The 26034-nt window shown below is 62.9% G+C and carries 18 protein-coding genes; 6 read left to right on the top strand and 12 right to left on the bottom strand.

All coding sequences use genetic code 11. From position 1 onward, the window contains the following. Nucleotides 1-29: 29 nt before the first annotated feature. From RLO07_RS01250 to RLO07_RS01240, 3 genes are all read right to left on the bottom strand, one after another. Entirely contained in the window at nt 30-578 is a 549-nt protein-coding gene (locus RLO07_RS01250) for a tetratricopeptide repeat protein (protein WP_462290316.1), read from the bottom strand. Nucleotides 579-735: 157 nt separating this feature from the next. Then, entirely contained in the window at nt 736-2712 is a 1977-nt protein-coding gene (locus RLO07_RS01245; RefSeq protein ID WP_462290315.1) for a sulfotransferase, read from the bottom strand. Nucleotides 2713-2778: 66 nt separating this feature from the next. Beyond that, complete coding sequence (locus tag RLO07_RS01240; protein ID WP_462290314.1) at nt 2779-5388, bottom strand: TonB-dependent receptor; 2610 nt, start codon at nt 5386-5388, stop codon at nt 2779-2781. Between the two features lie 354 nt (nt 5389-5742). Here RLO07_RS01240 and RLO07_RS01235 point away from each other — a divergent pair, with 354 nt between their 5' ends. Beyond that, on the top strand, nt 5743-7725 hold the full coding sequence (locus tag RLO07_RS01235) for a BCCT family transporter (RefSeq protein ID WP_462290313.1): 1983 nt from the start codon (nt 5743-5745) through the stop codon (nt 7723-7725). Here RLO07_RS01235 and RLO07_RS01230 read toward each other — a convergent pair. The 3 genes from RLO07_RS01230 to RLO07_RS01220 form a co-directional block, all read right to left on the bottom strand. Continuing rightward, entirely contained in the window at nt 7664-9289 is a 1626-nt protein-coding gene (locus tag RLO07_RS01230) for an alkaline phosphatase D family protein (RefSeq protein WP_462290312.1), read from the bottom strand. The two genes, RLO07_RS01235 and RLO07_RS01230, sit on opposite strands and share 62 nt — an antisense overlap. 50 nt (nt 9290-9339) lie before the next feature. Further along, nucleotides 9340-11754: a TonB-dependent receptor gene (locus RLO07_RS01225; protein WP_462290311.1), complete on the bottom strand. Its 2415-nt coding sequence runs from the start codon at nt 11752-11754 to the stop codon at nt 9340-9342. Nucleotides 11755-11946: 192 nt separating this feature from the next. Then, complete coding sequence (locus RLO07_RS01220) at nt 11947-12960, bottom strand: histone deacetylase family protein (protein WP_462290310.1); 1014 nt, start codon at nt 12958-12960, stop codon at nt 11947-11949. A 154-nt stretch (nt 12961-13114) separates the two neighbouring features. On the opposite strand from RLO07_RS01220, the gene RLO07_RS01215 reads away from it, so the two are divergent. Together RLO07_RS01215 and rnk are read left to right on the top strand one after the other, a co-directional pair. Further along, the gene (locus RLO07_RS01215) at nt 13115-14038 is read left to right on the top strand and encodes an isopenicillin N synthase family dioxygenase (RefSeq protein WP_462290309.1); all 924 of its coding nucleotides are present in this window, start codon (nt 13115-13117) and stop codon (nt 14036-14038) included. 288 nt (nt 14039-14326) lie between these two features. Further along, nucleotides 14327-14737 carry a nucleoside diphosphate kinase regulator gene (gene rnk / locus RLO07_RS01210; protein WP_462290308.1) on the top strand — a complete coding sequence of 137 codons (411 nt, stop codon included), beginning with the start codon at nt 14327-14329 and terminating at the stop codon, nt 14735-14737. 96 nt (nt 14738-14833) lie between these two features. Here rnk and RLO07_RS01205 read toward each other — a convergent pair whose 3' ends face one another. Both RLO07_RS01205 and nifJ read right to left on the bottom strand, forming a co-directional pair. Beyond that, on the bottom strand, nt 14834-15847 hold the full coding sequence (locus RLO07_RS01205; RefSeq protein ID WP_462290307.1) for a dihydroorotate dehydrogenase-like protein: 1014 nt from the start codon (nt 15845-15847) through the stop codon (nt 14834-14836). Then, complete coding sequence (gene nifJ / locus RLO07_RS01200) at nt 15840-19484, bottom strand: pyruvate:ferredoxin (flavodoxin) oxidoreductase (protein ID WP_462290306.1); 3645 nt, start codon at nt 19482-19484, stop codon at nt 15840-15842. The genes RLO07_RS01205 and nifJ overlap by 8 nt, the downstream gene beginning before the upstream one ends. Nucleotides 19485-19636: 152 nt before the next feature. Between nifJ and RLO07_RS01195 the strand changes: the two genes are divergently transcribed. Both RLO07_RS01195 and RLO07_RS01190 read left to right on the top strand, forming a co-directional pair. Continuing rightward, complete coding sequence (locus tag RLO07_RS01195) at nt 19637-20305, top strand: TetR family transcriptional regulator (RefSeq protein ID WP_462290305.1); 669 nt, start codon at nt 19637-19639, stop codon at nt 20303-20305. Then, entirely contained in the window at nt 20302-21117 is an 816-nt protein-coding gene (locus tag RLO07_RS01190) for a sterol desaturase family protein (RefSeq protein ID WP_462290304.1), read from the top strand. The genes RLO07_RS01195 and RLO07_RS01190 overlap by 4 nt, the downstream gene beginning before the upstream one ends. Nucleotides 21118-21126: 9 nt before the next feature. On the opposite strand, the gene rnt is transcribed toward RLO07_RS01190, so the two are convergent. Both rnt and pyrC read right to left on the bottom strand, forming a co-directional pair. Further along, nucleotides 21127-21762 (bottom strand): ribonuclease T, encoded by a 636-nt coding sequence (rnt, locus tag RLO07_RS01185; protein ID WP_462290303.1) that lies wholly within the window; start codon nt 21760-21762, stop codon nt 21127-21129. Further along, complete coding sequence (gene pyrC, locus RLO07_RS01180; protein ID WP_462290302.1) at nt 21759-22811, bottom strand: dihydroorotase; 1053 nt, start codon at nt 22809-22811, stop codon at nt 21759-21761. The genes rnt and pyrC overlap by 4 nt, the downstream gene beginning before the upstream one ends. A gap of 131 nt (nt 22812-22942) precedes the next feature. Here pyrC and RLO07_RS01175 point away from each other — a divergent pair, with 131 nt between their 5' ends. Further along, entirely contained in the window at nt 22943-24163 is a 1221-nt protein-coding gene (locus tag RLO07_RS01175; RefSeq protein ID WP_462290301.1) for an argininosuccinate synthase, read from the top strand. A 34-nt stretch (nt 24164-24197) separates the two neighbouring features. On the opposite strand, the gene RLO07_RS01170 is transcribed toward RLO07_RS01175, so the two are convergent. Next, nucleotides 24198-24551: a glycine zipper family protein gene (locus RLO07_RS01170; protein WP_462290300.1), complete on the bottom strand. Its 354-nt coding sequence runs from the start codon at nt 24549-24551 to the stop codon at nt 24198-24200. A 56-nt stretch (nt 24552-24607) separates the two neighbouring features. After that, on the bottom strand, nt 24608-25873 hold the full coding sequence (locus tag RLO07_RS01165) for a cytochrome P450 (RefSeq protein ID WP_462290299.1): 1266 nt from the start codon (nt 25871-25873) through the stop codon (nt 24608-24610). Between the last annotated feature and the right edge of the window lie 161 nt (nt 25874-26034).

Here is a 26034-nt window from a genome sequence, read left to right as displayed (position 1 = left end):
GCAGTCTGCCGTGTTGGCTTGAGAGCTACTCAGGGCGCCGCGAGTTCGGCCAACAACGCTTCGACTTCCTTGCGGCGAGCCGTGTCGGAAATGGCACGGCCGGGGCGCCCGGGTGCTTGCAGCGCACGCTGCAGGTGCCGCTTGGCCTCCTCGGTCTCGCCCTGGTCCGCCAGGAATTCGGCCATGAAGAAGTTGCTGTCCATCCCTTCCGGGTTGGCCTGCAGACCCTCCTCAAGATACTGGCGCGCCTTTTTGTCGTTTCCGAACCCCACCGGCCAGCCGGGAACTTTTGCGTAGAGTGTGCCCAGGCTGGTCAGGGCAGCGCCGTTCACGGCGCCGCGATCAATGTCGATGGCCCGTTGGAAGTGCTTGCGCGCGGCCTTTGCGTGTTTCAGTGCGCCGAGACCACCTGCGGCGCCGGCGTAGGATGACTGGACGATGCCGCACCAGGTCAGCGCCTGCGCATCGTTGGGCCGGGTCGCGAGCAGAGAGTCACAGGTTTCGATCAGTGCGCGAAACTGGTGCTCGCGCTCGGCTTCGGCAACGACAAAATTGACCTGCTCCCATTGTGCTCGCACACCAGCCACATCCGCTGATGAAGCCTCCAGTGCCCCCGCAGAAACCAGCGATGGGGCCAGAAACACGACGAGATAAACCATTGCGGACCAGCGAGTTCGAGTAAAAATTTTCATGCAGTACCCTCCGAAGAACTGACAGCAGGGTACCCGGCGATCCTTAACTCAGGCTTAGGGCTTTGCGCAGCGGTTGCAGCCACTCGTCGTAATGCTGCCACTGGCTCACGGCGTCCCGGTAGAGGGGCTGGCGCACCTGCTCCGAGCTCGGTGTGCGTACGGCGCGCTCGGTCTCGTAGTAGCGCAGACAGCTGTCCTCGAAGGGGACGCCGATGAACTCCAGCATGCGCGCCACCTGCCCCTCAAGATCCGCCAGCACGTCCTCGTGCTGTACCCGCAATACGAAGCCGGGCAGTACCTGATCCCAGTGCTGCATCAGCGTGACGTAGTCACGATAATACTGGCCCAGGTCCTGCAGGCTGTAGCTGAACTCCTGTCCTTCCGCGAACAGCTGTTTGAAACTGCTGAAGCAGCAGGCCATGGGCTCCCGGCGGGCGTCAATGACCCTGGCGTTGGGCAGAATCAGTTTGATCAGCCCGATGTGGCGGAAATTATTCGGCATCTTGTCGATAAAGAACGGCGCGCCCTGGCGGTGTATGCGGGTGTCGGTGATGAATCTCTCGCCAAGCTCGGCAAGCTCCCGGGGCGAGAGTTCTGCCAGCACTTCCGGGTAGTCCGGGGCGGCGCCGGAGGCGCGCTTGCGCCGGCGCAATTGCTGGGCACAGGAGAGAATATTGGGCAGTTCCAGAGTGCCGTCGATCTGGCTGTGGGAAGACAGAATCTGCTCCAGCAATGTCGAGCCCGCGCGCGGCAGTCCAACGATGAAAATCGGATCCGGGGCCGGATGGCCGCAGCCTGCCTTGCGGGTGAACAAGCCGGAACTGCACACCTGCCGCTGGGCGGCCAACTCCGCGCTCATTTTGTCAGCATCGTAGCGACTCTGGTTCTTCTTCAGCTGATTGCCCCGGGCATAGTGCTCGAAGGATGCCCGATAGTCACCGTCGTCCTCGCAGGCCTTGCCCAGGGCGAAGGCAACATAGACCCGGTCCATGAAAGAGAGATTGTTGTCTGCCGCCAATTCCGCCATCGCTGCCTTGTCTGCGGCGCTGAAACGATAGGTCTTCAGGTTGGCGAGGGAATGCCAGGCCTCGGCATGCTGCGGGTTGCTTGCCAGGGCGGCCTGATAGGAGGCAACGGCCTCGTCGAATTGTCCGCAGGTCTTCAGGGCATGGCCGCGGGAGGTCAGCGTGGTGGCATCTCCAGGCAGTCTGCGCAGTATATCGTCGAAGGCAGCCAGTGCCGCCTCGTAGTCACCGGTCTGCATGCATTCGATGGCGTAGAGTGACTGGAACTGGGGGTTGTCGGGAGCCGTCGCAAGCAGGCGCCGGGCCTGCGCGAACGCCGCCGCAAACTTCTGTCGTTTGCGCAGTGTACGAATGTAGTCGATCCTGACCTGGACGTTGCCTGGAGCGAACTCCGCGGCACTCTCCAGCAGAAATTCCGCCTCCTCGAGTGCTCCCAGGCGCGCGCCGATATCGGCCAGCAGGCGCATCGCCTCCACGTGATGGGGCACCTTCTGCAGGAATGCGCGACAAATTTCCTCGGCCCGGACCAGCTTGCCCTGGGCGATCAGGTCCGTTGCTGCGACCACCGGCCTGGGCAGGCTCAGCAAGTGATCCAGTTGCGCCTGCACCCGCCGCTGCTGCTCGCGGGCACCGCGCCGCCCCAGAATATCCAGCTGCGCCCGGTAGCTGGCCTCCAGCGCCGGGTTGGCCTGGCAGGCGCGGCTGTACGCGAGCAGGGCCTCGTCATCCCTGCCCTGGGCCCGGTTCAGGTGCCCCTCCTCCTGGTGGGCGCGACCAAAGTCCGGAGCCAGGTGCTTCAGGCGTTCAAGCCTTGCTGCCGCCAGTTCGAACTGTTCTAGATAGCGATGACAGACCGCTGCCATGTACAGCGCCTCGGTGTTGTCCGGATCGGCGGCCAGTACAGCGGCCAGGTCGTCGAGGGCGGGGGCGAACGCCTGTGCCAGCATTTTCTGCTGGATGGATGCCAGGTCCAGCCCGTTGTCGGTCGTGTTCACCAATGGCTCCGCCAGATGGCAAAAGCGCCCCGGAGGGGCGCCAGAGGTGCCGCGTCAGCGTGCATGTCAGAAGTCGTAGCTGACTCTGACGCCCGCAGTCCTGGGCCGCGCCAGGGTAACGCGCTCCCGATCGTAGACGAAGTTGTTGGCCAGTTCCGCCTGCTCATCGAAGAGATTGTCGACGTAGAGCTCGGCGGTCCAGTCCATCGTGCTTACGCCCGCGGTGAAGCCAACCAGAACCCAGCTGTCGAGTTCGGCGCGGTTGATGGTGATGATATCACTGTAGGACGACTCCGAGTAGGCGACATGCGGCATCACATGAGCCCGGTAGCCGGAGGTGAGCTCCCATTCGTAGCGCGCCCGCAGGTTGCCCTGGAACTCCGGTGCGAAGGCCAGTTCGTCGCCCTTGCGGACGTCGTCCGTGGGCGTCAGCACTTCGGTAATCTCGGTGTCGAGGAACGAGAACGACCCGGTTACGGTCAGGCCCGGCGCGGTAGCCGGTGCCCAGGTGACGATGCCCTCCAGGCCCTTGACCTCGGCGTCCGCCGCATTGTCGGAAAAGAACAGGTTGGCGATGCTGGGGTCGAAGATGGTGGTCTGCAGGCGCTCGATGTCGACGAAGAACAGGCTGCCGTTGAGCCTGAGCGTGTTGTCCAGCAGGTCCAGTTTCCAGCCCAGTTCCCAGTTGGTGACATCGTCGGTATCCAGTGCGAAGGGTACTGTGAACCCATCGGGCCCCTGGGCGCCGCCGGGCCGGTTGAGCAGGCCGGCGCGGAACCCTTCCGACCAGGTGGCATACCAGAGTTGATTCACACTGGGTGTCCAGGCGAGGCTGACCTTGCCGATGACACCATCGGTCTGGGCCTTGTCAGGCGCGTTGAGGAGCGCCGCGGCAACCTGGGCCGGTGCCTGATCGATGGTATCCAGGGTGTAGGTGATGTGGTCAGCGGGATCGCAGGAGCCCCGGAAGGTGACCTCGCCATCACCGTTGTAGAGGTCGCTGATATCAGTGCCGAACGCGTTCACGTCGGGCTGGAACAGATTGCAGAACGACGCGTTGGCGCCACCTTCGAAATCCACCTCGATGTCGTACCAGCGCGCTCCCAGAGTGAGAGCGAACTGTTCGTTGAAGTCGAAGGTCAGTTCACCGAAAACGCCGTACTGCTTGTCGGTGCGACGAATATCGTTGCGGAAGATTACCCCGTCCGGAAACGGGCCGGGGTCGGAAGTGAAGCCGGTAGTGAAGGGGAAGTTGGGCGAAAAGCCGGTCTGCACCCCGAAGCCGTCCACCCGGGTAGAGCCGGGATAGGTGAAGTCGTTGCGTTCGTCGAGCTGCAGGTCGCTGTAGAAGCCGCCGAAAGTGGCGCGCAGGCGATTCTCGACCGGGGTATTGAAGCGGACCTCATGAGTCATTACCTCGGTTTTCGTGACCGACTTCACGAACAGGTCCGGTGGCTGGCAGGTGCCCGAAGGTGCCGCATCGCCCGGGTAGGACACCGAGCCATCACAGATGTAGTAGGGCAGATACTGGCCGACGAACAGGTAGTCCGTGTAATCGACTGTCTGGTTGGTTTCGCGGTCAGTGAAGGCGCCTGTATAGACGGCCTCCAGCTTGCCGATGCGCCCGTCCAGGGTCCAGCTGGTGTTGTCGAAGCTGTCGTCGATGTTGTCGTCGTGAAAGCGGTTGATCTCGTAGTCGCCGAGATCCGGGTCAGAGAAAAACACCCCGTCCGAATCCAGCGATTGCTGCATGTGGCTGACCTGCAGGCTCCAGCGGTCATTGATGTCGTAAAGGCCGCTGAGGCGGAAGCCGTTGTACACGGTGTCATTGATGTTCTTGGCGGTCTTGGTGGAATTGTCCGCGGTGAGGAACTCGACATCGCTCAGGTCGGCGGTTGACTGGAATCCCGCTCTCTGGGCATTCACTGGTACACCATTGGCACGGGGCGTGCCCGCGGGACGAAAGCGGGCACTTTCGCTGGCATCGCGAGTGCCGGCCACGTTGTCGATATAGCCACCCATGCGGTCAACGTAGACAACGCCGCGGAGGGTGAACGCATCGGTCACCGGCAGGTTGAACATGCCGGTGACGTTGTTGCTCATGTCGCCGCCCCTGGTGAAGGCAGTTCCCAGTTTGACGCTGCCATAGGTGCCGCTGGGGTCGGGCTTGTTGGTGATCAGTCGCACCGTGCCGGCCTGGGAGCTGCTGCCAAAGAGAGTGCCCTGGGGCCCAGCCAGCACCTCGACACGGTTCAGGTCGGCTGCATAGACGTCCAGGTTGCGTCCGGGTTGGGACAGGGGTTGATCGTCAAGATAGAGGGCAACGTTGGGTGCCAGGCCGGCAACACCGGCGGTGGTGAGGTTGGGCGTGGTCGAGGCAACGCCGCGGATGTAGATGGTATTTTGACCCGGGCCGCTGCCGCCGGCCGTGACGCCGGGCAGCTGGATCAGGTAGTCATTGAAATTGGCGATCCCCATGTTATTGAGAGAGTTTTCGCCCAGCGCCTGTACCGAGATGGGAATGTCCTGGGTGCTGGCGACGCGCTTGGTGGCGGTGACCAGAACCTCCTCCAGCCCCTGCGCGGCAGCGCCGGTGGCGATCGCCGAGCCCGCGACCGCGCTGACTACGGCGCTGTAGAGCCTGCTTCGTTGACTGAGTCTTGTTGTGCTGGACATTGTTTGATCCCCTGGTTGCTAATGTCTGGGTGTCGCCTGTTGTCCGATGCCTGCGCCCGACAACGGGCTGCGGTGTGCCTCAAAGCTTTTGATTCAAACTAATATCTTGTAGTGCACAGCGCGGTCACGGAACAGCGGACATTCATGTGAAAGAGTACAAATAGTGATAAATAGGCGCCTATCGGCACCAATCGAGAATAATTACAGAGAATTGTTGGTATTTGTACAGATGCAGCTCTATGATTTCAACCACAAATTTTGCGGGCTTAAGCATAGCTCTGTAATTATTGTTGACGTTGAGCGCGGTACACAATGCCGCTCTGTGCGGCAACAGGCAGCGTGGGAGGTAACTTTTTGAGTGCGACAGATGGTGTCCGCGCGACGCCCGGATTCCGGGTAGACAAGGCCGTTTTCTGGCCAGCCAGTGCGGTGTTGTTTGCCCTGGTGCTGTTTGCCGGCCTCAAGCCGAAGCTCAGCGAGGGTCTATTTCAGACACTGCAGGACGCCATTGTCCTCTATGCGAGCTGGTACTACGTGCTTGTGGTCGCCATTATCCTGGTCAGTGTCGCCATATTCAGCCTCTCACGCTTTGGCGATATAAAACTGGGACCGGACCACGCCGAGCCCGCCTACGCCTATCCATCGTGGATCGCAATGCTGTTTGCCGCCGGCATGGGTATCGGGCTGATGTTCTTTGGCGTTGCGGAGCCGGTGATGCACTTTCTGACACCGCCCCAGGGCGAGGGCGGAACTGTACCGGCGGCCCGGGAGGCCATGAATCTGACCTTCTTCCACTGGGGGCTGCACGCCTGGGGTATCTACGCGATTGTGGCCCTGATTCTGGCGTACTTTGCCTACCGCCACGATTTGCCGCTGACCATGCGTTCCGCCTTCTACCCGCTGATCGGTGAGCGGATCTATGGCCGTGCCGGCGCCACGATTGATGTGTTCGCGATTGTCTGCACTACCTGCGGCATTGCCACCAGCCTTGGTTTCGGCGTGCTGCAGATCAACTCCGGGCTGTCCTACCTGTTTGGCGTACCTATCTCCCCCGGGGTGCAGGTGATACTGATACTGCTCACCCTGGGCCTCGCGGGGGTGTCGGTTGTCCTGGGCCTGGATGCCGGCATCAAGCGCCTGTCGGAACTCAATCTGAGTCTGGCTATCCTGCTCCTCGCGATAGTCCTGTTCGCCGGCCCGACCGTCATCGTACTGCAGGCGACCATCGAGAACTTTGGTTCCTACATCGGTGAGCTGGTGACCAAGACCTTCAATCTCTATGCCTACGATCCGACGGACTGGCTCGGAGGCTGGACCATTTTCTATTGGGGCTGGTGGCTCAGCTGGGCCCCCTTTGTCGGCCTGTTCATCGCGCGGATCTCCCGCGGGCGGACCATTCGCGAATTTGTCCTGGGCGCCATGATCGTGCCCTGTGGCTTTACCCTGTTGTGGATGGGAATATTTGGCAACAGCGCCATTGAGCTGATCCTGCACGGCAACCACAACGGGCTCGGGGCCGCGGTCAGTGACAACCAGGCCATCGCCCTGTTTCGCTTCTTCGAGTATCTGCCGCTGTCGACCTTGCTGTCCGGCGTGGCCCTGTTGATGGTGGTGGTGTTCTTTGTCACCTCGGCGGACAGCGGTGCGATGGTGCTCAACATGCTCTCGGCCAACGGCCGCGACGATACCCCGCCGATACAGCGCCTGTACTGGGTTGGCGTGATTGGCGCTACCTCCATTGTGCTGCTGCTTGCGGGTGGTCTTGCGGCCCTGCAGACCGCCGCCATTGTGACCGCGCTACCCTTCTCCCTGGCCCTCATGGGTGCCATTTGGGGGCTGGGGCGAGCCCTGCGCCGCGACGCCAACCGCCGCGATATACACAGCGTGGCACCGCTGGTCACCTCACCCGGGGACTGGCGCGAGAGGCTCGCCAACCTGTTGCGACACCCCGGTGACACCAGTGTGCATGCCTTTCAGCGGGACCTGGTGCTGCCGTCACTGAGGGCGTTTGCCGCAGAGCTGCAACTGCACGATGTGGTGGCGAAAGTGGTGAATGCGATTGCCGATGAGGGCGCGGTCCGGCTCGAGGTAAGCCATGCCGACGCCGTGGATTTCGTCTACGAAGTCCGTTGCCGCGCTCACCCGAGACCGGTAGAGGCTGCCGTCGACACGCCGCTGGATGCCCTGGGCGACGCGGACAAATACTATCGGGCGGAGGTCCACCTGTTCCGTGGCGGGCAGGACTACGATGTCATGGGCTGGACGCGGGAGCAGATCATGCACGACCTGCTCTGGCAGTACGAGAACCACCTGCAGTTCCTGCGCTCAGTGCGCTAGCAGGTTCGAGACGCTGTGAGAACAGGGCGCTGCCATCGATGTCCCGCAGGGTGACGGTGAGGTCGCCGGATTCACCATCGATATCCACCTGGCCGAAGAACTGCATGCCATCGAGCGGGGACAGGTTGACCTGGCCGTCCTCGGGGGCGCGCTGGTAGACAAGTTGGGGTCCGAAGCTGTTGTCCAGCCGGTTGGGACCGTAGTTGCCAGCGTTCAGCGGCCCGCTCACGAACTCCCAGAATGGCGCGAAGTGGGGATACAGCGCCTTCGCCGGATCGTAATAGTGGGCGGCTGTGTAGTGCACATCCGCTGTCAGCCAGACCACATTGCCAATTTCCTGGTCGCGGATGAAAGTCAGCAGTTTCGCAATTTCCAGCTCCCGCCCTGCGGGCACACCGTCGCGCAAGGCGATGGCTTCGGTACCGCGACTATTCGCCCAGTCATCGTAAATCACCAGCCCCAGCGGCATGTCCGAGGCAATAATTTTCCAGGTTGCTGTTGATTGCCGCAGCGCCTGTTGCAGCCACGTGAGCTGGGCCTCGCCCAGGATGCGGAACTCGGGCGTGAGCTCCAGCGGCTGCTCGTCGCTGTTGGGACCGCGATAGGAGCGCAGGTCGACACGGAACACTTCCAGGAGCGGGCCATAGCTGAAATTGTCGTAGATCCGCTCGGGACTGAGGGGGTGCTGGCGTACCGGCATGTATTCCTGAAAGGCGCGCATCGCCCTCGCAGCCAGACGTGCCACCGAACCCTCGCGATAGCGTTTGTCGTTATCGCGACGCATTTCCCAGAACCAGTTGTTGGTGACCTCGTGATCGTCCCACTGGGCGTACATGGGCACATCCGCGTTGAAACGGCGCAGGGGCTCGTCCAGCAGGTTATAGCGAAACTGGCCGCGAAATTCGTTCAGGGTCTCGGCAACTTTGGTCTTCTCCGGGGTTACCCGATTGCGCCAGACGCGGCCATCGTCCAGGGTCACTGATTCCACCACGGGGTTGTCGCTATAGACCGTGTCGCCACAGTGGATAAAGAAGTCGGGTTGCAGCTTGCGCATCGTGTCGTAGATGCGCATGCCGCCAAAATCAGGATTGATACCCCAGCCCTGGCCCGCGGTGTCGCCGGACCAGACGAAGCGCACATCCCGGTTTCCATCCGGCGGGGTGATGAAACTGCCAGTGACGGGTTCGCTTTGAGTACGCAGGTCGGCCAGGTCCGTGAAGCTCAGGTCATAGTAGATACGGACGTTGGCCGGGAGGCCGTCGAGTAACAGTTTGGCGGTGTAGTCGGAGTCCTTGAGGGCATGTACCCATGGTGTGGTCGTCGGGTTTGTCATTCCCGGGTCGGTTGACCAGCGCACCTGCATGCGCGCGTCGCGGTCCGTGCGCGACCACAGCACTGCGCTGTCGCCGCGCACATCGCCGACCTGTGAGCCCGAGAGAGTTGCTGGCCGGCCTGTTCCGCGGCCGGAGGCGGAACGGACGAAGGCAGGCGCCAGGCTCCCGGCGGCGAGTGCGCCGGTGCCCGCCTTGAGCAGGCGCCTGCGTGAGATTCCCTGTCTGTCCATAGTCACCTTTCCCGGAAGCGTTATTGCTGGTTGCCATGTTGGCAATCAGCTCAGAACTGGTAGCGCGCTCCCAGGGTGATTACGCGGGGCGGAAGCAGCTGGAAGCTGGTGACACCCTGGAAGAAATCATCGGTGTGGACCGAGCTTACCTCATCGCTGTCAAACAGGTTCTGGATGTTCAGCTCGAAGTCCCAGTTGCTATCCTGCGGGAGGTAGCGAAAGTTCAGGTGCGCCAGGTCGTAAGACTCGACGATATCCCGACCCGAGTTGAACACCCGATTGTAATACTCCCCACGATGCGTCCAGGTAATGCTGGTGACAAGGTTGCCTTCCAGGTCGCCTTTGCTGATGGGCTGGTCCCAGGTGAGGCGGGCATTGGCGACAACGTCGGGGATTTTCGGCAGATCGTTACCGGTCAGATCCACGGCGATGGAGCGAATGGTTGCCTCGATCTCGGCGGGGTCGCTCAGACCGGCGGTGCGATTGACCTGCTCTCCCCGATCAACCGCCATACGACCTTTTTTGATTTTTGATTCAGCCGCGGTGAACATGAAGTCGAGGGTCAAACGATCAGTCAGCCTGGCTACGGACTCGATCTCGATTCCGTACACCTCGGATTCAGGCAGGTTGCTGCCACCGCTGACGCCGTTGCCGGTGAGGTTCAGTCCCGCGGAGTTGAACAGGTAGTTCTCAATATCGTAGTAGTACGCAGCGACATTCAGCTGCAACCGTCGGTCCAGCAGGTAGTTCTTGGAACCAATCTCCCAGGCCGTCACTTCTTCTTCTTCAAAAATTTCCGGGAAGAAGCCGGTACCGTTGGGGTCCGCGACGAAACCATTGTTGGAGGCGGCGGGTTTTATACCGGTGGCCACCGACAGGTAGGCCATGTTGTCATCGCTCCAGACGTAGTCCAGGGCCAGTTTGTAGGTTACATTGTCTTCCTTTTCTGAAGGCCGCGAAGGGGTGCCAACGCGACCTTCATTGGTCAGGCAGCCACTGAAAATGTTGCAGCGCCGGTCCTCGAACGTGTTTTCTGTCCAGCGTGCTCCGCCGGTAAAGCTCAACTGGTCCGTCAGAGCATAGGTCAGCTGACCGAAGACGGCTGTGGACTCAAACGAGCGAATATCGGAATTCTGGAAATCTGTGTCAGGGTTGCCGAAGCCCACCACACGGAAATTCACCGGCAGACCGTCACGGTCATTGTCGACGAAATTGCGTGTATTGCTTTCGATATCCGTGTCCAGATAGAAAGCCCCAACCAGCCAGTCCAGTGCGCCGCCGTTGTCAGCCCTCGAGCTGATGTTGATTTCGGCAGTCGCTGTTTCGTCTTCCTGGGTAAGGCCGCCGACATGCTGGCGGATGGGCAGCTGGCCCAACAGGGTGATCTCGCCGGAGGGTGGAGTGGCCAGGGGAGCAGGGTCATTCGCGGTGAGGGATGAGCGGTCGGCGTCCAGGCGACGGCTCATTTTGTAGTCCTGCTGGCTGAAGAGGCCCTTGACATCGAAAGCCGGAGCTTCCCATTCAAGGATCAGGCTGGCGATGGCGTTCTCTACCTGGAAAAACTCGGTTGTATCGTGGGAGACCACGCGCTTGTCGCTCGACACCGTATCGAAACCGCCCTTCAGTGCCGGCCCATTGATATCCATGTCGAAGTCCTGCACGGACAGGCGCGCGGAAAACGCCGGCGTTACCTGCCAGAGCAGCTGGGCGTTCAGGGAGGTGTTGTTCTCGTCATCGAGATCATTGAAAGCCCCGGGGACATTCAGGGGGCTGGCTTCCGGATTGGGCACATTCTTGGTAAAACCGTCGTGTTCGCGATGTGACGCTGCCAGGCGCAGGGCCAGCGTCTCGGCCAGGGGCAGGTTGAAACTGCCGCGAATATTAGTGGTGGCGTAGCTGCCGGTCTCGCCGCCTATAAATCCGGATACTGCTTCAGTATCGGGGCGTCGGGTGATGACGTTGACCGCACCGCCTGATGAACTGTTGCCATAGATGGTGCCGTCCGGTCCGCGGATGACTTCGACACGCTCGATATCTACCAGATCCTGGAACAGGGCAAAGTCATTGGACATGAAGACGCCGTCTACGTGGTAGGCGACCCCGGGCTTGGTGGCGGCGTTGTCGGGCAGTTCGTTGCCAATGCCGCGAATGGAGAAGGTGCGGCGGTAGCCCTGCACGTTGTTGGCAACCAGCCCGGGGATCTGGTCGCTGAAATCAAAGGGATTGCTGATGTTCAGTACGTCGAAATCCTCTCCTGCCAGGGTGCTGACAGCTGCCGCGATATCCTGCAGGCGCTGTTCACGCTTTTGCGCTGTCACCACAACCTCCTCCAGAGCAGGCGACTGTGACTGGATCTGATCGCGGGAGGCTGGCTGTGCCAGGCTACCTGAAGAAGCCGTGGCGGCCAGCAGCGTAAAGGAACTCAGCAGTGCCGAGCGCAGATTGAAAGCCTTGTGAAATGTCATCTGTCTATCGCATCCATGTGGGGGGTAGTTGTGGACAAGGCATGCGAGTTCCACCTGCCCTGCCTCGATTCGGACCACAAGGCTAACGGTGGGATATGACAGTGGTGCTAAACCGGGGTTACGGTTTGATGAATAGACGAAGTGGGAAAGGAGGCTGATGAACAGGGGCCCGGGGAGGGCCCCTCAAGCCCCTTACCCCAGGCCGCGGAAAAACTGCTGGACATTGGTGCTCAGCGAATCCAGGTCGTAGCCGCCTTCCTGCACCACCAGGGTGGGCAGGAGCAGTTCGCTGATGGCAGTGCCGAGCCGCGCGAAGCCCTCGCTGGTGACGGCCACCTTGGCCTGGGGGTCGTCCTTGTAGATGTCGAAACCCAGGGCGAGGACCAGGGCGTCGGGCTGGAACAGGGTAACGGCCGCCAGGGCTTCCTCCAGCCTGGCGAAAAAGTCCTCTTCCGAGGAGCCGTGGGGCATGGGCAGGTTGATGTTGTAGCCCAGCCCCTCGCCTGCGCCGCGCTCGTCTTCGAAGCCGCTCACCACGGGGTAGAAATTGGTGGGGTCGCCGTGGATGGAGACGTAGAGCACGTCACTGCGGTGGTAGAAGATATCCTGGATACCCTGGCCGTGGTGCATGTCGGTGTCGAGGATGGCGATGCGCGGGAAGCGCGAAGTCAGGTGCTGGGCGGCGATGGCAGCGTTGTTCAGGTAGCAGAAGCCTCCCGCGGCGTCGCGGCGGGCGTGGTGGCCCGGGGGGCGGCAGACGGCGTAGGCGCTGCGGTCGCCCGCCAGCAGCGCCTCGGCCGCGGCGACTGCCGACTGGGCCGACCAGTAGGCGGCGTGCCAGGTATTGGCGCCCACCGGACAGCTGCCGTCAGCCAGATAGCGAGCGGCTTCGGCCAGGATCCCGCGCAGCGCATTGGGCTCGCGCACGAAGATATTGGACATCACCTCGTCGCCCCAGTCCTCCGGGATCTCCTGCCAGCGCCGGTGCGCCGACTGCAGGAAACGCAGGTAATCGAGGTCGTGCACCCGGGAGATGGGGCCGGCACCCCTGTCTACCGGCTCTGAAACCCTTACCCCCAGCTCCCTCAGGCCCTCCAGCATATGCCCGGTGCGGTCCGGCACTTCCTGCGGCTGGCGCATCTGGCCTCGTGTAAAGTAGGTCTTCGGGATATGCTGGTCCTGGGCGGAATGGAAAAATGCCTGCATCGGATAATCTCTTTGCTGTGTGTGTGGCCAGTATAGAGAGCTGGTTGCCGAGGTCAAAAGCTGGCGGCGGAGTGTATGGCGGGATAGTGCATCGCGGGGCACCCGCGCGGCATAATGTATCCTGTCAGCGAACCCACAGCAGGAGTCTCCCGGCATGACCGCGCCAACCATACCTGTTATCGACCTCAGCGCCCGGCGCGAGGCTGTCGTCGCCGAGCTGGCGGCCGCCGCCGGCAGCTGGGGTTTCTTCCAGGTGACCGGCCACGGGCTGGCGCCGGTGCTGGTCGCTGATGTCCAGGCCGCGGCCCGGGCCTTCTTCGCCAGCGATCCGGCGCTCAAGCAGGCTGCCAGCCGTACCCTCGACAACCCGTTTGGCTACTATGACCGGGAGCTCACCAAGAACCTGCGGGATCGCAAGGAGATCTTTGATTTTGCACCCCTGGGGCAAACGCCGTGGCCGCCCGCCATGCCGGAGCTGCGGCCGGTGCTGCAAGTATTCGCGGATGCCTGCCATGCGTTGGCGCTGGACCTGTTGCAGCGCCTGTGCGAGGGGCTGGCGCAACCGCCGGCCAGTCTGGTCGCACACTTTGCCCCGACACACGGCAGCTTCCTGCGACTGAATCACTATCCGACCGGGGATTTGCCGTTGGATGCGGAGGCTCCCCCGGCAGGCCCCTTCGGCATCAGTCACCATACCGATGCGGGTGCCCTGACCGTGCTGCTGCAGGATCAGGTGCAGGGCCTGCAGGTGCAGTACCGGGGGGCGTGGCTGGACGTGGACCCGCTGCCGGGCGCACTCACCATCAACGTGGGAGACATGCTCCAGGTCTGGTCCAATGATCGCTACCTGGCGCCGCTGCATCGGGTTCGCGCCAGCTCGGGTCAGGCGCGTCTCAGCATTGCCTGGTTTCTCAACCCGGGCCGGGACTCGATAATTGCGCCGCTCCCGGGCCTGGTGTCGGAGTCCTCGCCCGCTCACTATCGTCCGTTGCCCTGGCAGGAATTCCGCAACCTGCGCGCCCTGGGTGATTACGGTGACTACGGCGAGGAAGTACAGATCAGCGACTACCGGCGCTGAGGTTCGCCAGCTACCGTCGTTATGCTATGCTGCGCCCATGTTCAGTGCACAGCACATTTTTGTATTCTCGATTGCAACCCGGACGCAGAGTGCTGCCGGCGTCTTCCCCGTGCGCGGCGATCAGGCTTCCCTGCCGGCCTGATCGTCGCGCCACCCTCTCAGGCAGTATCCCGATAACAACAGAGCTTGCTGCAGCCCGTTCGGGCGGCGGTTGCGCTTTACCAATCAAAGCAACAGTACCCTGACGGCCGGCCTCCGCAGTCGACAATCAGGAGTTATGGAGTTTTAATGATGCACAGTGCCCAGATCAATTCCCCGATAACTATCCGGGACAGCGACTACCGCCGCCTGCAGGCGGCTATCGAGCACCATGAAGGTCCGCAGGCAGATGCCCTGGATGAAGAGCTGGCCCGTGCCGATACGGTGCCCGATCAGGAATTTCCCGAGGGTATTGTCAGCATGCATTCCCGGGTGACATTCGAGGACACCGACGCCGGTCAGGAAACCACCGTGACGCTGGTCTATCCCCAGGAAGCCGATGTGGACAAGATGCGGGTGTCTGTGCTGACCCCGGTGGGCAGTGCGCTGATCGGCCTCGCTGTGGGTGGCGAGATCGAGTGGCCGCTGCCGTCGGGGCGTGTTCGCCACCTGCGGGTGAAGTCGGTGGAGCAGGGCGACGGCTCCCTGGGAGGCCACTGAACCTTTACGCGGGAGTCCGCCATGGACAGTTTTACGCGCCGCTGGATGAGCGCTGGTTTGTCGAGCGGGGCCTGATGCTGCGGCCGTGAGCCGGCGTCAGAACTGCACGCCGTCCGGAACCGAGTAGCTGTCCAGCACATCGATGTAGTTGGCCCGCGCGTAGTCGGCCGGGTTGGGGGCGTGGCGGCAGCTCAGGCTGCCCCGCAGTTGCTCGACCGATGTGTACTCCTTTTCCTCCAGCCAGCGCTGCATGTCCGCCAGCAGTGTCTCGATGAGCTGCGGCCCCTGCAGCAGCAGCGCGCTGCACAGGTGTACCACATCAGCACCGGCCAGCAGGGCCTTGAGCGCATCCGCGGCGGTATGGAAACCGCCGGTTACCGCAATGTTGCAGCTCGTGTGCCCGTGGAGCATGCCTGCCCAACGCACCCGCAGCAGTGACTCAATGGAGCTGGACAGGTCCAGTTTCGGCACCATCGTCAGTGTCTCCAGATCGATATCCGGCTGGTAGAAGCGGTTGAACAGGCACACGCCCTGGACCCCGGTTTGCTCCAGCTTGCGGATGAAATCCAGCGGCGCGCTGAACTGCGAGGAGAGTTTTACCGTTACCGGAATCTTGACCCGCGGTTGCAGTGCCGCGGCGATGTCGAGGTAGCGCTGCTCGACTGCAGTGGCGGTTTCACGGCTGTCACCCGGCACGTAGTACACGTTCAGCTCCAGCGCGTCGGCGCCTGCATCCTGGATGGCCAGGGCGCACTCCAGCCAGCCGCCGGCGGTGACGCCGTTGAGGCTGGCAATCACTGGGATCTCCAGCGCTGATTTCAGCTGCTGCAGAGTCTCCAGGTACTGGTCCTCGCTGGACTTGTACTCTGCCGGAATGGGCCGGAAACTGGTGGCTTCGCCGTGCCCCAGGGACTGTTCATCCAGGAAGCGGTCCAGCAGCGCGTGCTCCTGCTGGATTTTTTCCTCGAACAGGGACGGCATGACAATACCGGCGGCGCCGGCATCCTGCAGCCGCAGGGCGCTATCGACTTTGCCGGTGAGGGGAGAGGAAGAGGGCACGAACGGGTTTTTCAGGGCCAGGCCCAGGTAGCGGGTGCTCAGGTCAGTCATGGTCAGGTGTCTCCCCATTCCGGTTCTGGTCGCCTTTCTTGCGCAACTGGGCGCGCGGTGCCGACAGGGTGGCCTCCTCGCTCCAGTCCAGCTGCGACAGCTGCAGGTAGTGCTGGTAGCGCAGGGCCACGTCGTGTTGCGCCTGGGCGACAAATTTTTCCGCGGCCTCCGGGTGGGTGTGCCAGAGCATCTTGAAGCGGGTCTCCGAGTCGGCGAACTCCCGGTAGGGAATGCTGGGCGCCGGTGAATCCAGCTGCAGGGGACTCTGGTGCTGGGCAATCCGCGCCGGGTTGAAGCGGAACAGGGGCCAGTGCCCGCTTTTTACCGCCATGTCCTGCTGCCGGTGGTTGTTGCTCAGATCCACCCCGTGCGCTATGCAGGGGCTGTAGGCAATGATCAGGGACGGGCCGTCGTGGGCCTCCGCTTCCAGGAAGGCCTTCAGGGTCTGGGTGTCCTTGGCGCCGTAGGCGACGTGGGCCACATAGACGTTCGGGTATTCCATCGCCAGCAGGGCCAGGTCCTTCTTCGCCACCGGCTTGCCGCCGGCGGAGAACTTGGCGACCGCGCCGCGGGGCGTGGCCTTGGAGGTCTGGCCGCCGGTATTGGAGTACACCTCGGTGTCGAGTACCAGGATGTTGATATCCTCGCCGGTGGCCAGCACATGATCCAGGCCGCCGTAGCCGATGTCATAGGCCCAGCCGTCGCCGCCCACGCACCAGACGGACTTGCGGCACAGGTTTTCGCTCAACTCCAGCAGGCGGCGGGCCCTGTCTCCCTCCAGGCTTGTCAATGCCTGTCGCAGTTCTGCCACCCGCTGGCGCTGCTCGTGAATACCGGCCTCGTCGCTCTCGTCGGCACCGAGAATCGCGTCTGCCAGGGCCGGCTCCACATCGCCGCGCAGCTGTTGCAGGAGGTCCCTGGCCTGACTCACCTGCTGGTCGATGGCAATGCGGATACCGAGACCGAACTCGGCGTTGTCCTCGAACAGGGAATTGTTCCAGGCCGGGCCCCGACCCTCGGCGTTGTGCGCCCAGGGGGTGGTTGGCAGGTTGCCGCCGTAGATGGAGGAGCAACCGGTGGCATTGGCAATCACCATGCGGTCACCGAACAGCTGGCTTACCAGCCGCAGGTAGGGCGTTTCGCCACAGCCGACGCAGGCACCAGAAAACTCGAACAGTGGCTGCATGACCATGGCGCCGGGGAGGGTAGTGGTCTTGAGCTGTTCGCGGGGGAACTCCGGCAGCTGCAGGAAAAAGTTCCAGTTGGCTTTTTCCTCTTCCAGCAGGGGTTCGATGGGAGCCATGTTGACGGCCTTGTGACTGGCATTGCTCTTGTCGCGGATGGGGCAGATGTCTACGCACAGGGTGCAGCCGGTGCAGTCCTCTGGCGCGACCTGATAGCTCATGACCTGGCCGGCCGGATAGTCCTTGTTGCGCACCGGCGCTGCCTTGAAGGTGGCGGGTGCCTGTGCCAGCAGTGCCTCGCTGAAGATCTTGCTGCGAATGACGCTGTGGGGGCAGACGAAGGCGCACTTGCCGCACTGGGTGCAGAGGTCCGCGTCCCAGACCGGAATCTCCAGCGCCAGGTTGCGCTTCTCCAGCGCCGCCGTCCCCAGCGGGAAACTGCCGTCCGCGGGCAGGGCGCTGACGGGGATCAGGTCGCCCTGGCCCGCCATGATGCGGGCGGTGACCCGCTCGACAAAGCTGTCGCCGCTGCCGACATCTGCGTGCAGTGGAACGACCTTGTCGCGCACGCTGCCGGGCTCGACCTGGTGCAGCCCCGCCAGTGCCGCGTCGATGGCCTGGAAGTTGCGCTCGATGATGCGACCCCCGCGCCGTCCGTAGGTTTTCTCCACCGCGTCCTTGATGGCGGTAATGGCCTGCTCCGCTGGGAGAATGCCGGAGATGGCGAAAAAGCAGACCTGCATGATGGTGTTGATGCGCTTGCCCATGCCAGTTTCGGCGGCTACCTGGTAGGCGTCGATGCAGTACAGCTGCAAATCCTTGTCGACAATCTGTTGCTGGCAGTGGGACGGCAGGCTGTCCCAGAACCGGTCCGGGGGCAGCGGCGAGTTCACCAGGAACGTGGCGCCGGGGGCGGCCTTGTGCAGCATGTCGACCTTGTGCAAAAAGCCCGGCTGGTGGCAGGCAATGAAACCGGCGCTGTGGTCCTCGATCAGGTAGCTGGCGTGGATCGGTTGCGGCCCGAAGCGCAGGTGGGACACGGTGGTGGCGCCGGACTTTTTCGAGTCATAGACGAAATAGCCCTGGGCGTGGAGGCCGGTGCTCTCGCCGATGATCTTGATGCTGTTCTTGTTGGCGCTGACGGTACCGTCGCTGCCGAGGCCGTAGAACAGGGCCTGCATGCTGTGGGCGTGGGCATCGGTGCGAAAGTCTGGATCCCAGTCCAGGCTGCTGTGACTGACGTCGTCGTGGATGCCGATGGTGAAGTGGTTCTTCGGTGTGTCTTTGGCAAGCTCATCGAACACCGCCCTGGCCATGCCGGGGGTGAATTCCTTGGAGGAGAGCCCGAAACGGCCGCCTATCACCCGCGGCAGCCCGGCACGGGCGCCCCCGGTCATGGCTTCCTGCGCCAGCGCGGCGAGGATGTCCTTGTACAGCGGCTCGCCGTCCGCGCCGGGTTCCTTGCTGCGATCGAGCACGGCAATGGCGCGGGTGCTGGCGGGTATGGCTGCGAGCAGGGCGGCGGGATCAAAGGGCCGGAACAGGCGTACTTTCAGCAGCCCGATCTTCTCGCCGCGAGCCACCAGATGATCCACGGTTTCCTGGGCGGTCTCGGCGCCGGAGCCCATCAAGGCGATCACCCGCTCCGCCTCCGGATCACCAACATAGTCGAAAATGTGGTAACGGCGCCCGGTCAGCGCCGCAAACTCATCCATGACGGCCTGGACAATACCGGGGAAGGCGCTGTACCACGGGTTGACGGTTTCCCGGGCCTGGAAAAACACATCCGGATTCTGCGAACTGCCGCGCAGTACCGGGTGTTCCGGCGACAATGCGCGCTCGCGGTGAGCGCGAATCGCGTCTTCATCAATGAGTGCCCGCACCACATCTTCGGACACGGCTTCGATCTTGGCCACTTCGTGGGAGGTGCGGAAGCCGTCGAAGAAGTGCAGCACTGGCAGGCGCCCGCGCAGGCTGGCGGCGTGGGCTATCAAGGCGAAGTCCATGACCTCCTGGGGACTGTTCGCGGCCAACATGGCGAAACCGGTGGCTCGCGCTGCCATCACGTCGCTGTGGTCGCCAAAGATGGACAGGGCCTGGCTGGCCACCGAGCGGGCGGCGATGTGGAATACGGTCGGGCTCAGCTCGCCGGCGATCTTGTACATGTTGGGCAGCATCAGCAGCAGCCCCTGGGAAGCGGTGAAGGTCGTGGTGAGCGCACCGGCCTGCAGGGCGCCGTGAATCGCCCCGGCGGCGCCGGCTTCGCTCTGCATCTCAATCACCCGGGGCACACTGCCCCAGAGATTGCGGCGCCCGGCGGCGGACCATTCGTCGGCCCATTCGCCCATGGTGGAGGCGGGGGTGATGGGGTAGATGGCAATGACTTCACTGGTCAGGTGGGCGATGCGTGCGGCCGCCTCATTGCCATCGATAGTCAGGCTGGTCTTGCCCATAACGTACATCCTTACGCGATTGCTGCAGGCTTCACTATAGTTCACCTCGGGCTGACGTTGCTTGATCGGCATCATGACCGCGAGAGTTAAGGCTGCGACCGGTTAATACGCTTGACTTAATCAAGACAATTGTCTTAACTGGCGCCATGACCATGGATGTTGCCAACACCACCGCCCACAAGTTGCTGCTGACAGCGGAGCGCCTGTTTGCGGAAGAGGGCCTGGATGCCCTGTCCACGCGTCGCATCAGCAGCGAGGCCGGGCAGCGCAACAACTCCGCCCTGCAGTACCACTTCGGCAGCAAGGATGCGCTGCTGGAGGCGTTGCTGGAATACCGCCAGGGTCCGATCAACCGGCGCCGGATGGTTCTGCTGGAAACCCTGCAGGCGCAGGGGCGGACTGCACAGCTGCCGGCCCTGGTCGAGGCGATGGTGTTGCCCTATCTCGAGTTGCTGGCAGGTGCTGTCGAGGACAGCTTCTATCTGAGCCTGGTATCGCAGCTGCACAGCCAGCAGCGCCAGGCACTCCTGCTTGGTGCCGGCCACGAGCGCGGCCGCTCCCTGCGGCTGCTGTCGGAGTGGCTGACCCGGGCGCTGGCACCTTTGCCGGAGGCAACCTGCCATCTGCGGCTGGAACTGGCCAGCCTGACCCTGGTGCATACCGCTGCCCTGTGGGCACACCAGCGGCGGCAGGCGCAACAGCCCTGGTCGCGGCGGCAGGTCGCGGTCCGCACAGGGCAGTTGGTGGATTTTCTGGCGGGTGGCCTGCAGGCCGCGGGCCGGGAACGTGATGACACCTTTACCGGGAGCAACGAGCAATGACAATAGAGCAGCTGGTCGGTGTGGTGGTCCTGACGGTATTTGTGAGCATGCTGCTGCTGGAAGCCCTGGGCGGGCACCACAGCCGGCGCACCAATACCTGGCGCGACCGTGGCTTCGCCCTCGCGGGCATCTCGGCCCAGACCCTGATGGCGGGTCCCGTGGTGGCCCTGATGATCGGCCTGCTGTTCGGCAGGGTCTTTACCGGTACCGAGAGTGCCCTGGCAGGGATCGGTTTCTGGCTCGCGTTCCCGGTGGTGTTTTTCCTGCAGGAGTTCTGCCACTACTGGTTGCACCGCTGGTCCCACGAGAAACGCTGGCTCTGGAAGCTGCATCGCACCCACCACAGTGCGCCGCAGTTGAATGCGCTGGTACTGTACCGCTACAACATTTTCTGGACCCTGCTGCTACCGCAGACCTGGATCGGTGCCATCTGCGTGCACCTGGGCCTGTACGAGGTGTTTGCCGCCGCCATCCTTATTGAATTCGTGGTGAATGCACTGACCCATACCCCCTACCGCTGGGACCTGGCTTTGCGCCGGTTGCCGGGCATGACCCCGGTGTTCAACGTGCTGGAGAAGGTCATTACTTTGCCCGACACCCACCATGCCCACCACGGACTTGGCAAGCATGCCCACGCGCGCGGCAACTATGCCATCACCCTGTTCTGCCTGGACGTGTTCTACGGTACCGCGAAGATACCGCGGGAGCGGCAGGAGCGCTTTGGCCTGCCGGGCCGGTTTGACTGGCGCGAGGAACTGTTCTGGCCGCTGGTGCGCAAGGGCGTGCAGCGCGGCCAGCCGGGGGCAAAGTAGGACGACCGATTACTCGAAGCTGGGCATCCAGCCGCCGGAGTCCTTCCAGCGGTTGACGATTTCGCAGAACAGTTCGGCGGTGCGCTCGGCGTCATAGGCGGCGGAATGTGCCTCGGCGTTATCGAAGGCGATACCCGCTTCCCTGCAGGCCTTGGCCAGGACGGTCTGGCCATAGGCCAGGCCCGCGAGGGTAGCGGTATCGAAGAACGAGAAGGGATGGAAGGGGTTGCGCTTGATACCGCAGCGCTCCACCGCCGCGTTGACAAAGCCGGCGTCAAAGTGGGCGTTGTGGCCTACCAGGATGGCGCGATTGCAGCTCTGGTCGCGAACTTCCTTGCGCACCACTTTGAACAGCTCGTCGAAGGCTTCCGCCTCGTCGACCGCTTCCCGGAAGGGGTGCCAGGGATCGATGCCGGTGAAGTCGAGCGCCGCCTGCTCGATGTTGGCGCCCTCGAAAGGCTTGACGTGGAAGTTGAGGGTACGATGCACGCCCAGGTTGCCGTCCTCGTCCATGCGCACGATGGTGGCGGCAATTTCCAGGATGGCGTCAGTGGCGGCGACAAAGCCGCCGCACTCCACATCGATGACCACCGGCAGGAAGCCGCGGAAGCGGTCGCAGATGCGTTGCCCGCTGGTTTCCGTCAAACCGTGGTGTCCCGATCCAGTACTCGCCAGTGTACGGCGTCGCCCGCTCGCAGCGGGGTCAGGGTGGTGTCGCCCAGGGGCTGGTGCGCCGGTACCTGCCAGCTTTCCTTGCGCAGGGTGATGCTGTCGCTGTTGCGCGGCAGGCGGTAGAAGTCCGGCCCGAAGTGGCTGGCGAAGCCCTCCAGCAGGGGCAGCGCGCCCTCGGCTTCGAACACTTCCGCATACAGCTCGAGCGCGGCATGGGCGGTGTAACAGCCGGCACAACCGCAGGCGGTCTCCTTGCGCCCGGTGCTGTGGGGTGCGGAGTCGGTACCAAGGAAGAATTTCGGGCTACCGGAGCAGGCCGCGCGAATCAAGGCCTGCTGGTGGGTGCTGCGTTTCAGTACCGGCAGGCAATACAGGTGCGGCCGGATGCCCCCCACCAGCATGTCGTTGCGGTTCAGCAACAGATGGTGGGCGGTAATGGTGGCGGCCACGGTCGCCGGCGAGGTGCTGACAAAGTCCACTGCATCGGCGGTGGTGATGTGTTCCAGTACCACCCGCAGACCCGGGAATCGCTGCACGATCGGCGCCAAATGGCGATCAATGAAGGCTTTTTCCCGGTCGAAGATATCGACTTCGCTGTCGGTGACCTCGCCGTGGACCAGCAGTGGCAGATCCGCCGCCTGCATGGCCTCCAGGGTTGGGTACAGGGCCTCCAGCTGCGCCACCCCGGCATCGGAGTTGGTGGTGGCGCCCGCCGGGTAAAGCTTGACTGCGTGCACGAACTCGCAGTCTGCCGCGCGGCGAATCTCGGCGGCGTCGGTGCTGTCGGTCAGGTATAGGGTCATCAGCGGCTGGAACTGCCGCGGTAGCCCGGCCATGGCCGCCAGGATGCGCTCCCGGTAGGCGCTGGCGGCAGCCACGGTGGTCACCGGCGGCGTCAGGTTGGGCATGACGATGGCGCGGCCAAAATACCGTGCCATGTCGGCGCAGGTATGGGGCAGGGCGTCATCGTCGCGCAGGTGCACGTGCCAGTCGTCGGGGCGGGTAAGAGTGAGTTCAGTCACAGCGGGCCAGGGCAGGGAATGTCAGCGGAGATGGTAACGTAAACCCCACCCTACGGGAATACGGACTGGGAATCACCCGTTGCCCCGGAGTAGAATACGGACCCTTTACAGTCCTGAAAACGGAGCAACTCATGTCTGACATCAAGAAAGTGGTGCTGGCCTACTCTGGCGGCCTGGATACCTCGGTTATCGTGCGCTGGCTGCAGGACAACTATGCCTGCGAGGTGGTGACCTTCACTGCGGACATCGGCCAGGGTGAGGAAGTCGAGCCCGCCCGTGCCAAGGCCCAGGCCATGGGCGTAAAGGAGATCTACATCGACGATCTGCGCGAGGAATTCGTGCGCGACTTCGTCTATCCCATGTTCCGCGCCAACACTGTCTATGAGGGCGAGTACCTGCTGGGCACCTCGATCGCCCGCCCGCTGATCGCCAAGCGCCTGATCGAGATCGCCAACGAGACCGGCGCCGAGGCCATTTCCCACGGCGCCACCGGCAAGGGCAATGACCAGGTCCGCTTTGAGCTGGGCGCCTATGCGCTGAAGCCCGGGATCAGGGTGATCGCGCCCTGGCGCGAGTGGGACCTGACCTCCCGGGAAACGCTGATGGCCTACTGCAAGGAGCGCGATATTCCGGTGGACTTCAGCAGCAGCAAGAAAAAGTCGCCCTACTCCATGGACGCCAACCTGCTGCACATCTCCTACGAGGGCGGGATACTCGAGGACCCCTGGTCGGAAGCCGAGGAAGACATGTGGCGCTGGAGCGTGAGCCCGGAGGCGGCTCCGGACACACCTACCTATATAGAACTGGACTATGAGCGCGGCGATATCGTCGCCATCGACGGCGAGCGCCTGAGCCCGGCCACCGTGCTGGAACGCCTGAATAAAATCGGCGGCGCCAATGGCATTGGCCGCCTCGACCTGGTGGAAAACCGCTACGTGGGGATGAAATCCCGCGGTTGCTACGAAACCCCCGGCGGCACCATCATGCTCAAGGCCCACCGTGCCATCGAGTCCATCACTCTGGACCGGGAAGTCGCCCACCTGAAAGATGACCTGATGCCACGCTATGCCGAGATGATCTACAACGGCTACTGGTGGTCGCCGGAGCGACAGATGCTGCAGGCCGCTATCGACCAGAGCCAGGTGAACGTGAACGGCAAGGTGCGTCTGAAGCTGTACAAGGGCAACATCATCCTCGCCGGGCGCCAGTCGGAGGACAGCCTGTTCGACGAAAGCATCGCCACCTTCGAGGACGATGCCGGTGCCTACAACCAGAAGGATGCGGAGGGCTTCATCAAGTTGAACGCGCTGCGCATGCGGATCGCGGCGAACAAGGGGCGCAAGCTGTTCTGAGCGCCCGCGGCGCTGGTCCGGGGTTGAGCGCGGGTCAGTTCAGTACCCGGTAGCCGCGCCCGCGCATGCAGTTCTTGGCCACCCGCTCTCGCTCCCTGTCATTCTTGATACCGGAGGTGGCGCCACCGGTTATGGCGCCGGTGGCCGCGCCTTCGGTGCCGCTGCCGGTCACTGCGCCGATGGCACCACCGACAGCCGCACCAACCCCGGCGCCGCGCGCCACGCCGCCGGCGACATTCACCTCTGCGGCGAAGCGCTGGCACTCGGCCATATCCTGGTGGTACTGGTTCATGTCGACGCCCTTGGTGTCGACGATGGGCCGGGGCGTGCCCGAGCACGCGGCCAGGGCCAGTACAGTGGTCATCAACAGCATGCTCGAAGTTTTCATGTCCACCTCGTTGACGTCAGCGCTTCCGGGCTTTGGCAACAAATATTGCGACCGGTTCAGTTCAGAGTGTAGCGCTCTGGCATCGATTTCAGACCGCCAACAAAGATTGCCTTGACCCACTCCGGGTCACCGGCGAGTTCCATGTCCTTCAGGCGCGGTAACAGTTCGCGGAAGAAACAGGACACTTCCAGTGCCGCCAGATGCTGGCCCAGGCACATGTGGGAGCCGTAACCGAAAGCCAGCTGGATTTTCGGGTCCCGTTGCAGATCGAGGCGATTGGGGTGGTCGAAGACTTCCGGGTCGCGGTTGGCGGCGGGGTACCAGAGGGCGATGTTGTCGCCAGCGCGGATCTGGCGACCGTGCAGTTCCAGGTCCTCGGTGGCGGTGCGCACCATGTGCCGCACCGGTGACACCCAGCGGATGATCTCCTTGGCGGCGCTGTTGTCGAGGTCCGGGCGCTTGCGCCACAGGGCGAGCTGGTCCGGGTGCTCCAGCAGGGCCTTCATGCCGCCGCCGATGGTCGCGGAGGTGGTGTCGTGTCCGGCGGTGGCAGTGATGATGAAGTAGCTGGCCTGGTCGAGCACGTTCATCGGCTCGCCGTCCACTTCCGCATTGGCCAGCACCGTGGCCAGGTCATCTTTCGGGTTCTTCTTGCGGTCCTCGATCACCTCGCCGAAATAGGCGCCGAAGTCATTGAGCACATCCAGCCCGGCGGTCTCGCTGTCGCCGCGCTGCAGGGTCGGGTCCTGGCCGCCAAACAGCTGCTGGGTCAGCTTCAGCATGGTCTCTTCAGCTTCCCGCGGCAGACCCAGAATGGAGAGGATGATGCGCAGTGGATAGAGCAGGGCGATGTCGCGGACAAAATCGCACTCACTGCCCATTTCCTGCATCTTGTCGACAAATTCCTTCGACAGCGCCTGCACCTCGGCGGTCAGGCTCTCGATCGAGCGGGGCAGGAACCACTCGCGGGTGACCCGGCGCAGTTTCAAGTGCTTGGGTCGGTCCATGTGAATCAGGGTTTCCAGGCCGTTGCGGGTGCCAAAGCGTTCCAGTAGCGCTTCCTCAAAGGCCGTTGGCACCAGTACCGTGCGCGGCGCACTGAGAAAGCGGTCGTTCTCGCTGCCGATGCGCTTGATGTCGTCGTAGCGGCTCAGGGACCAGAACGGACGGTAGTCGGGATGCTCCACCCAGGCCACTGGATCGTTGGCCCGGAGGTAATCGAACAGGGCATACATGGTGCGCTCGTCGCCCATGATGTGGGCATCCAGCACGTCGGCAGGCTTGAAGGGCGGTTGTTGCTGTTGGCTATTGGCACCGGTCACGGCGATCTCCTGTCGGAATACTAGCCCCAATGTTGCACGAGTGTGCCGGTGAAGGCGATATTTTTGCCGTAGCGATTCCGTAGCGCGCAGTCACGCCTTCATCTGTACATTTTTTCGTCGTTTTTGGAGTTTTTGCTTTTTTCAGGCACAGCTCCCCCAAC

Origin of the sequence: Haliea sp. (genome assembly GCF_040221975.1) — a bacterium.
In the GTDB taxonomy this organism is placed as follows: domain Bacteria; phylum Pseudomonadota; class Gammaproteobacteria; order Pseudomonadales; family Halieaceae; genus Haliea.
The sequence above is the reverse complement of the archived record's forward strand: the minus strand, read 5'-3'. Positions and strand labels throughout refer to the sequence as shown.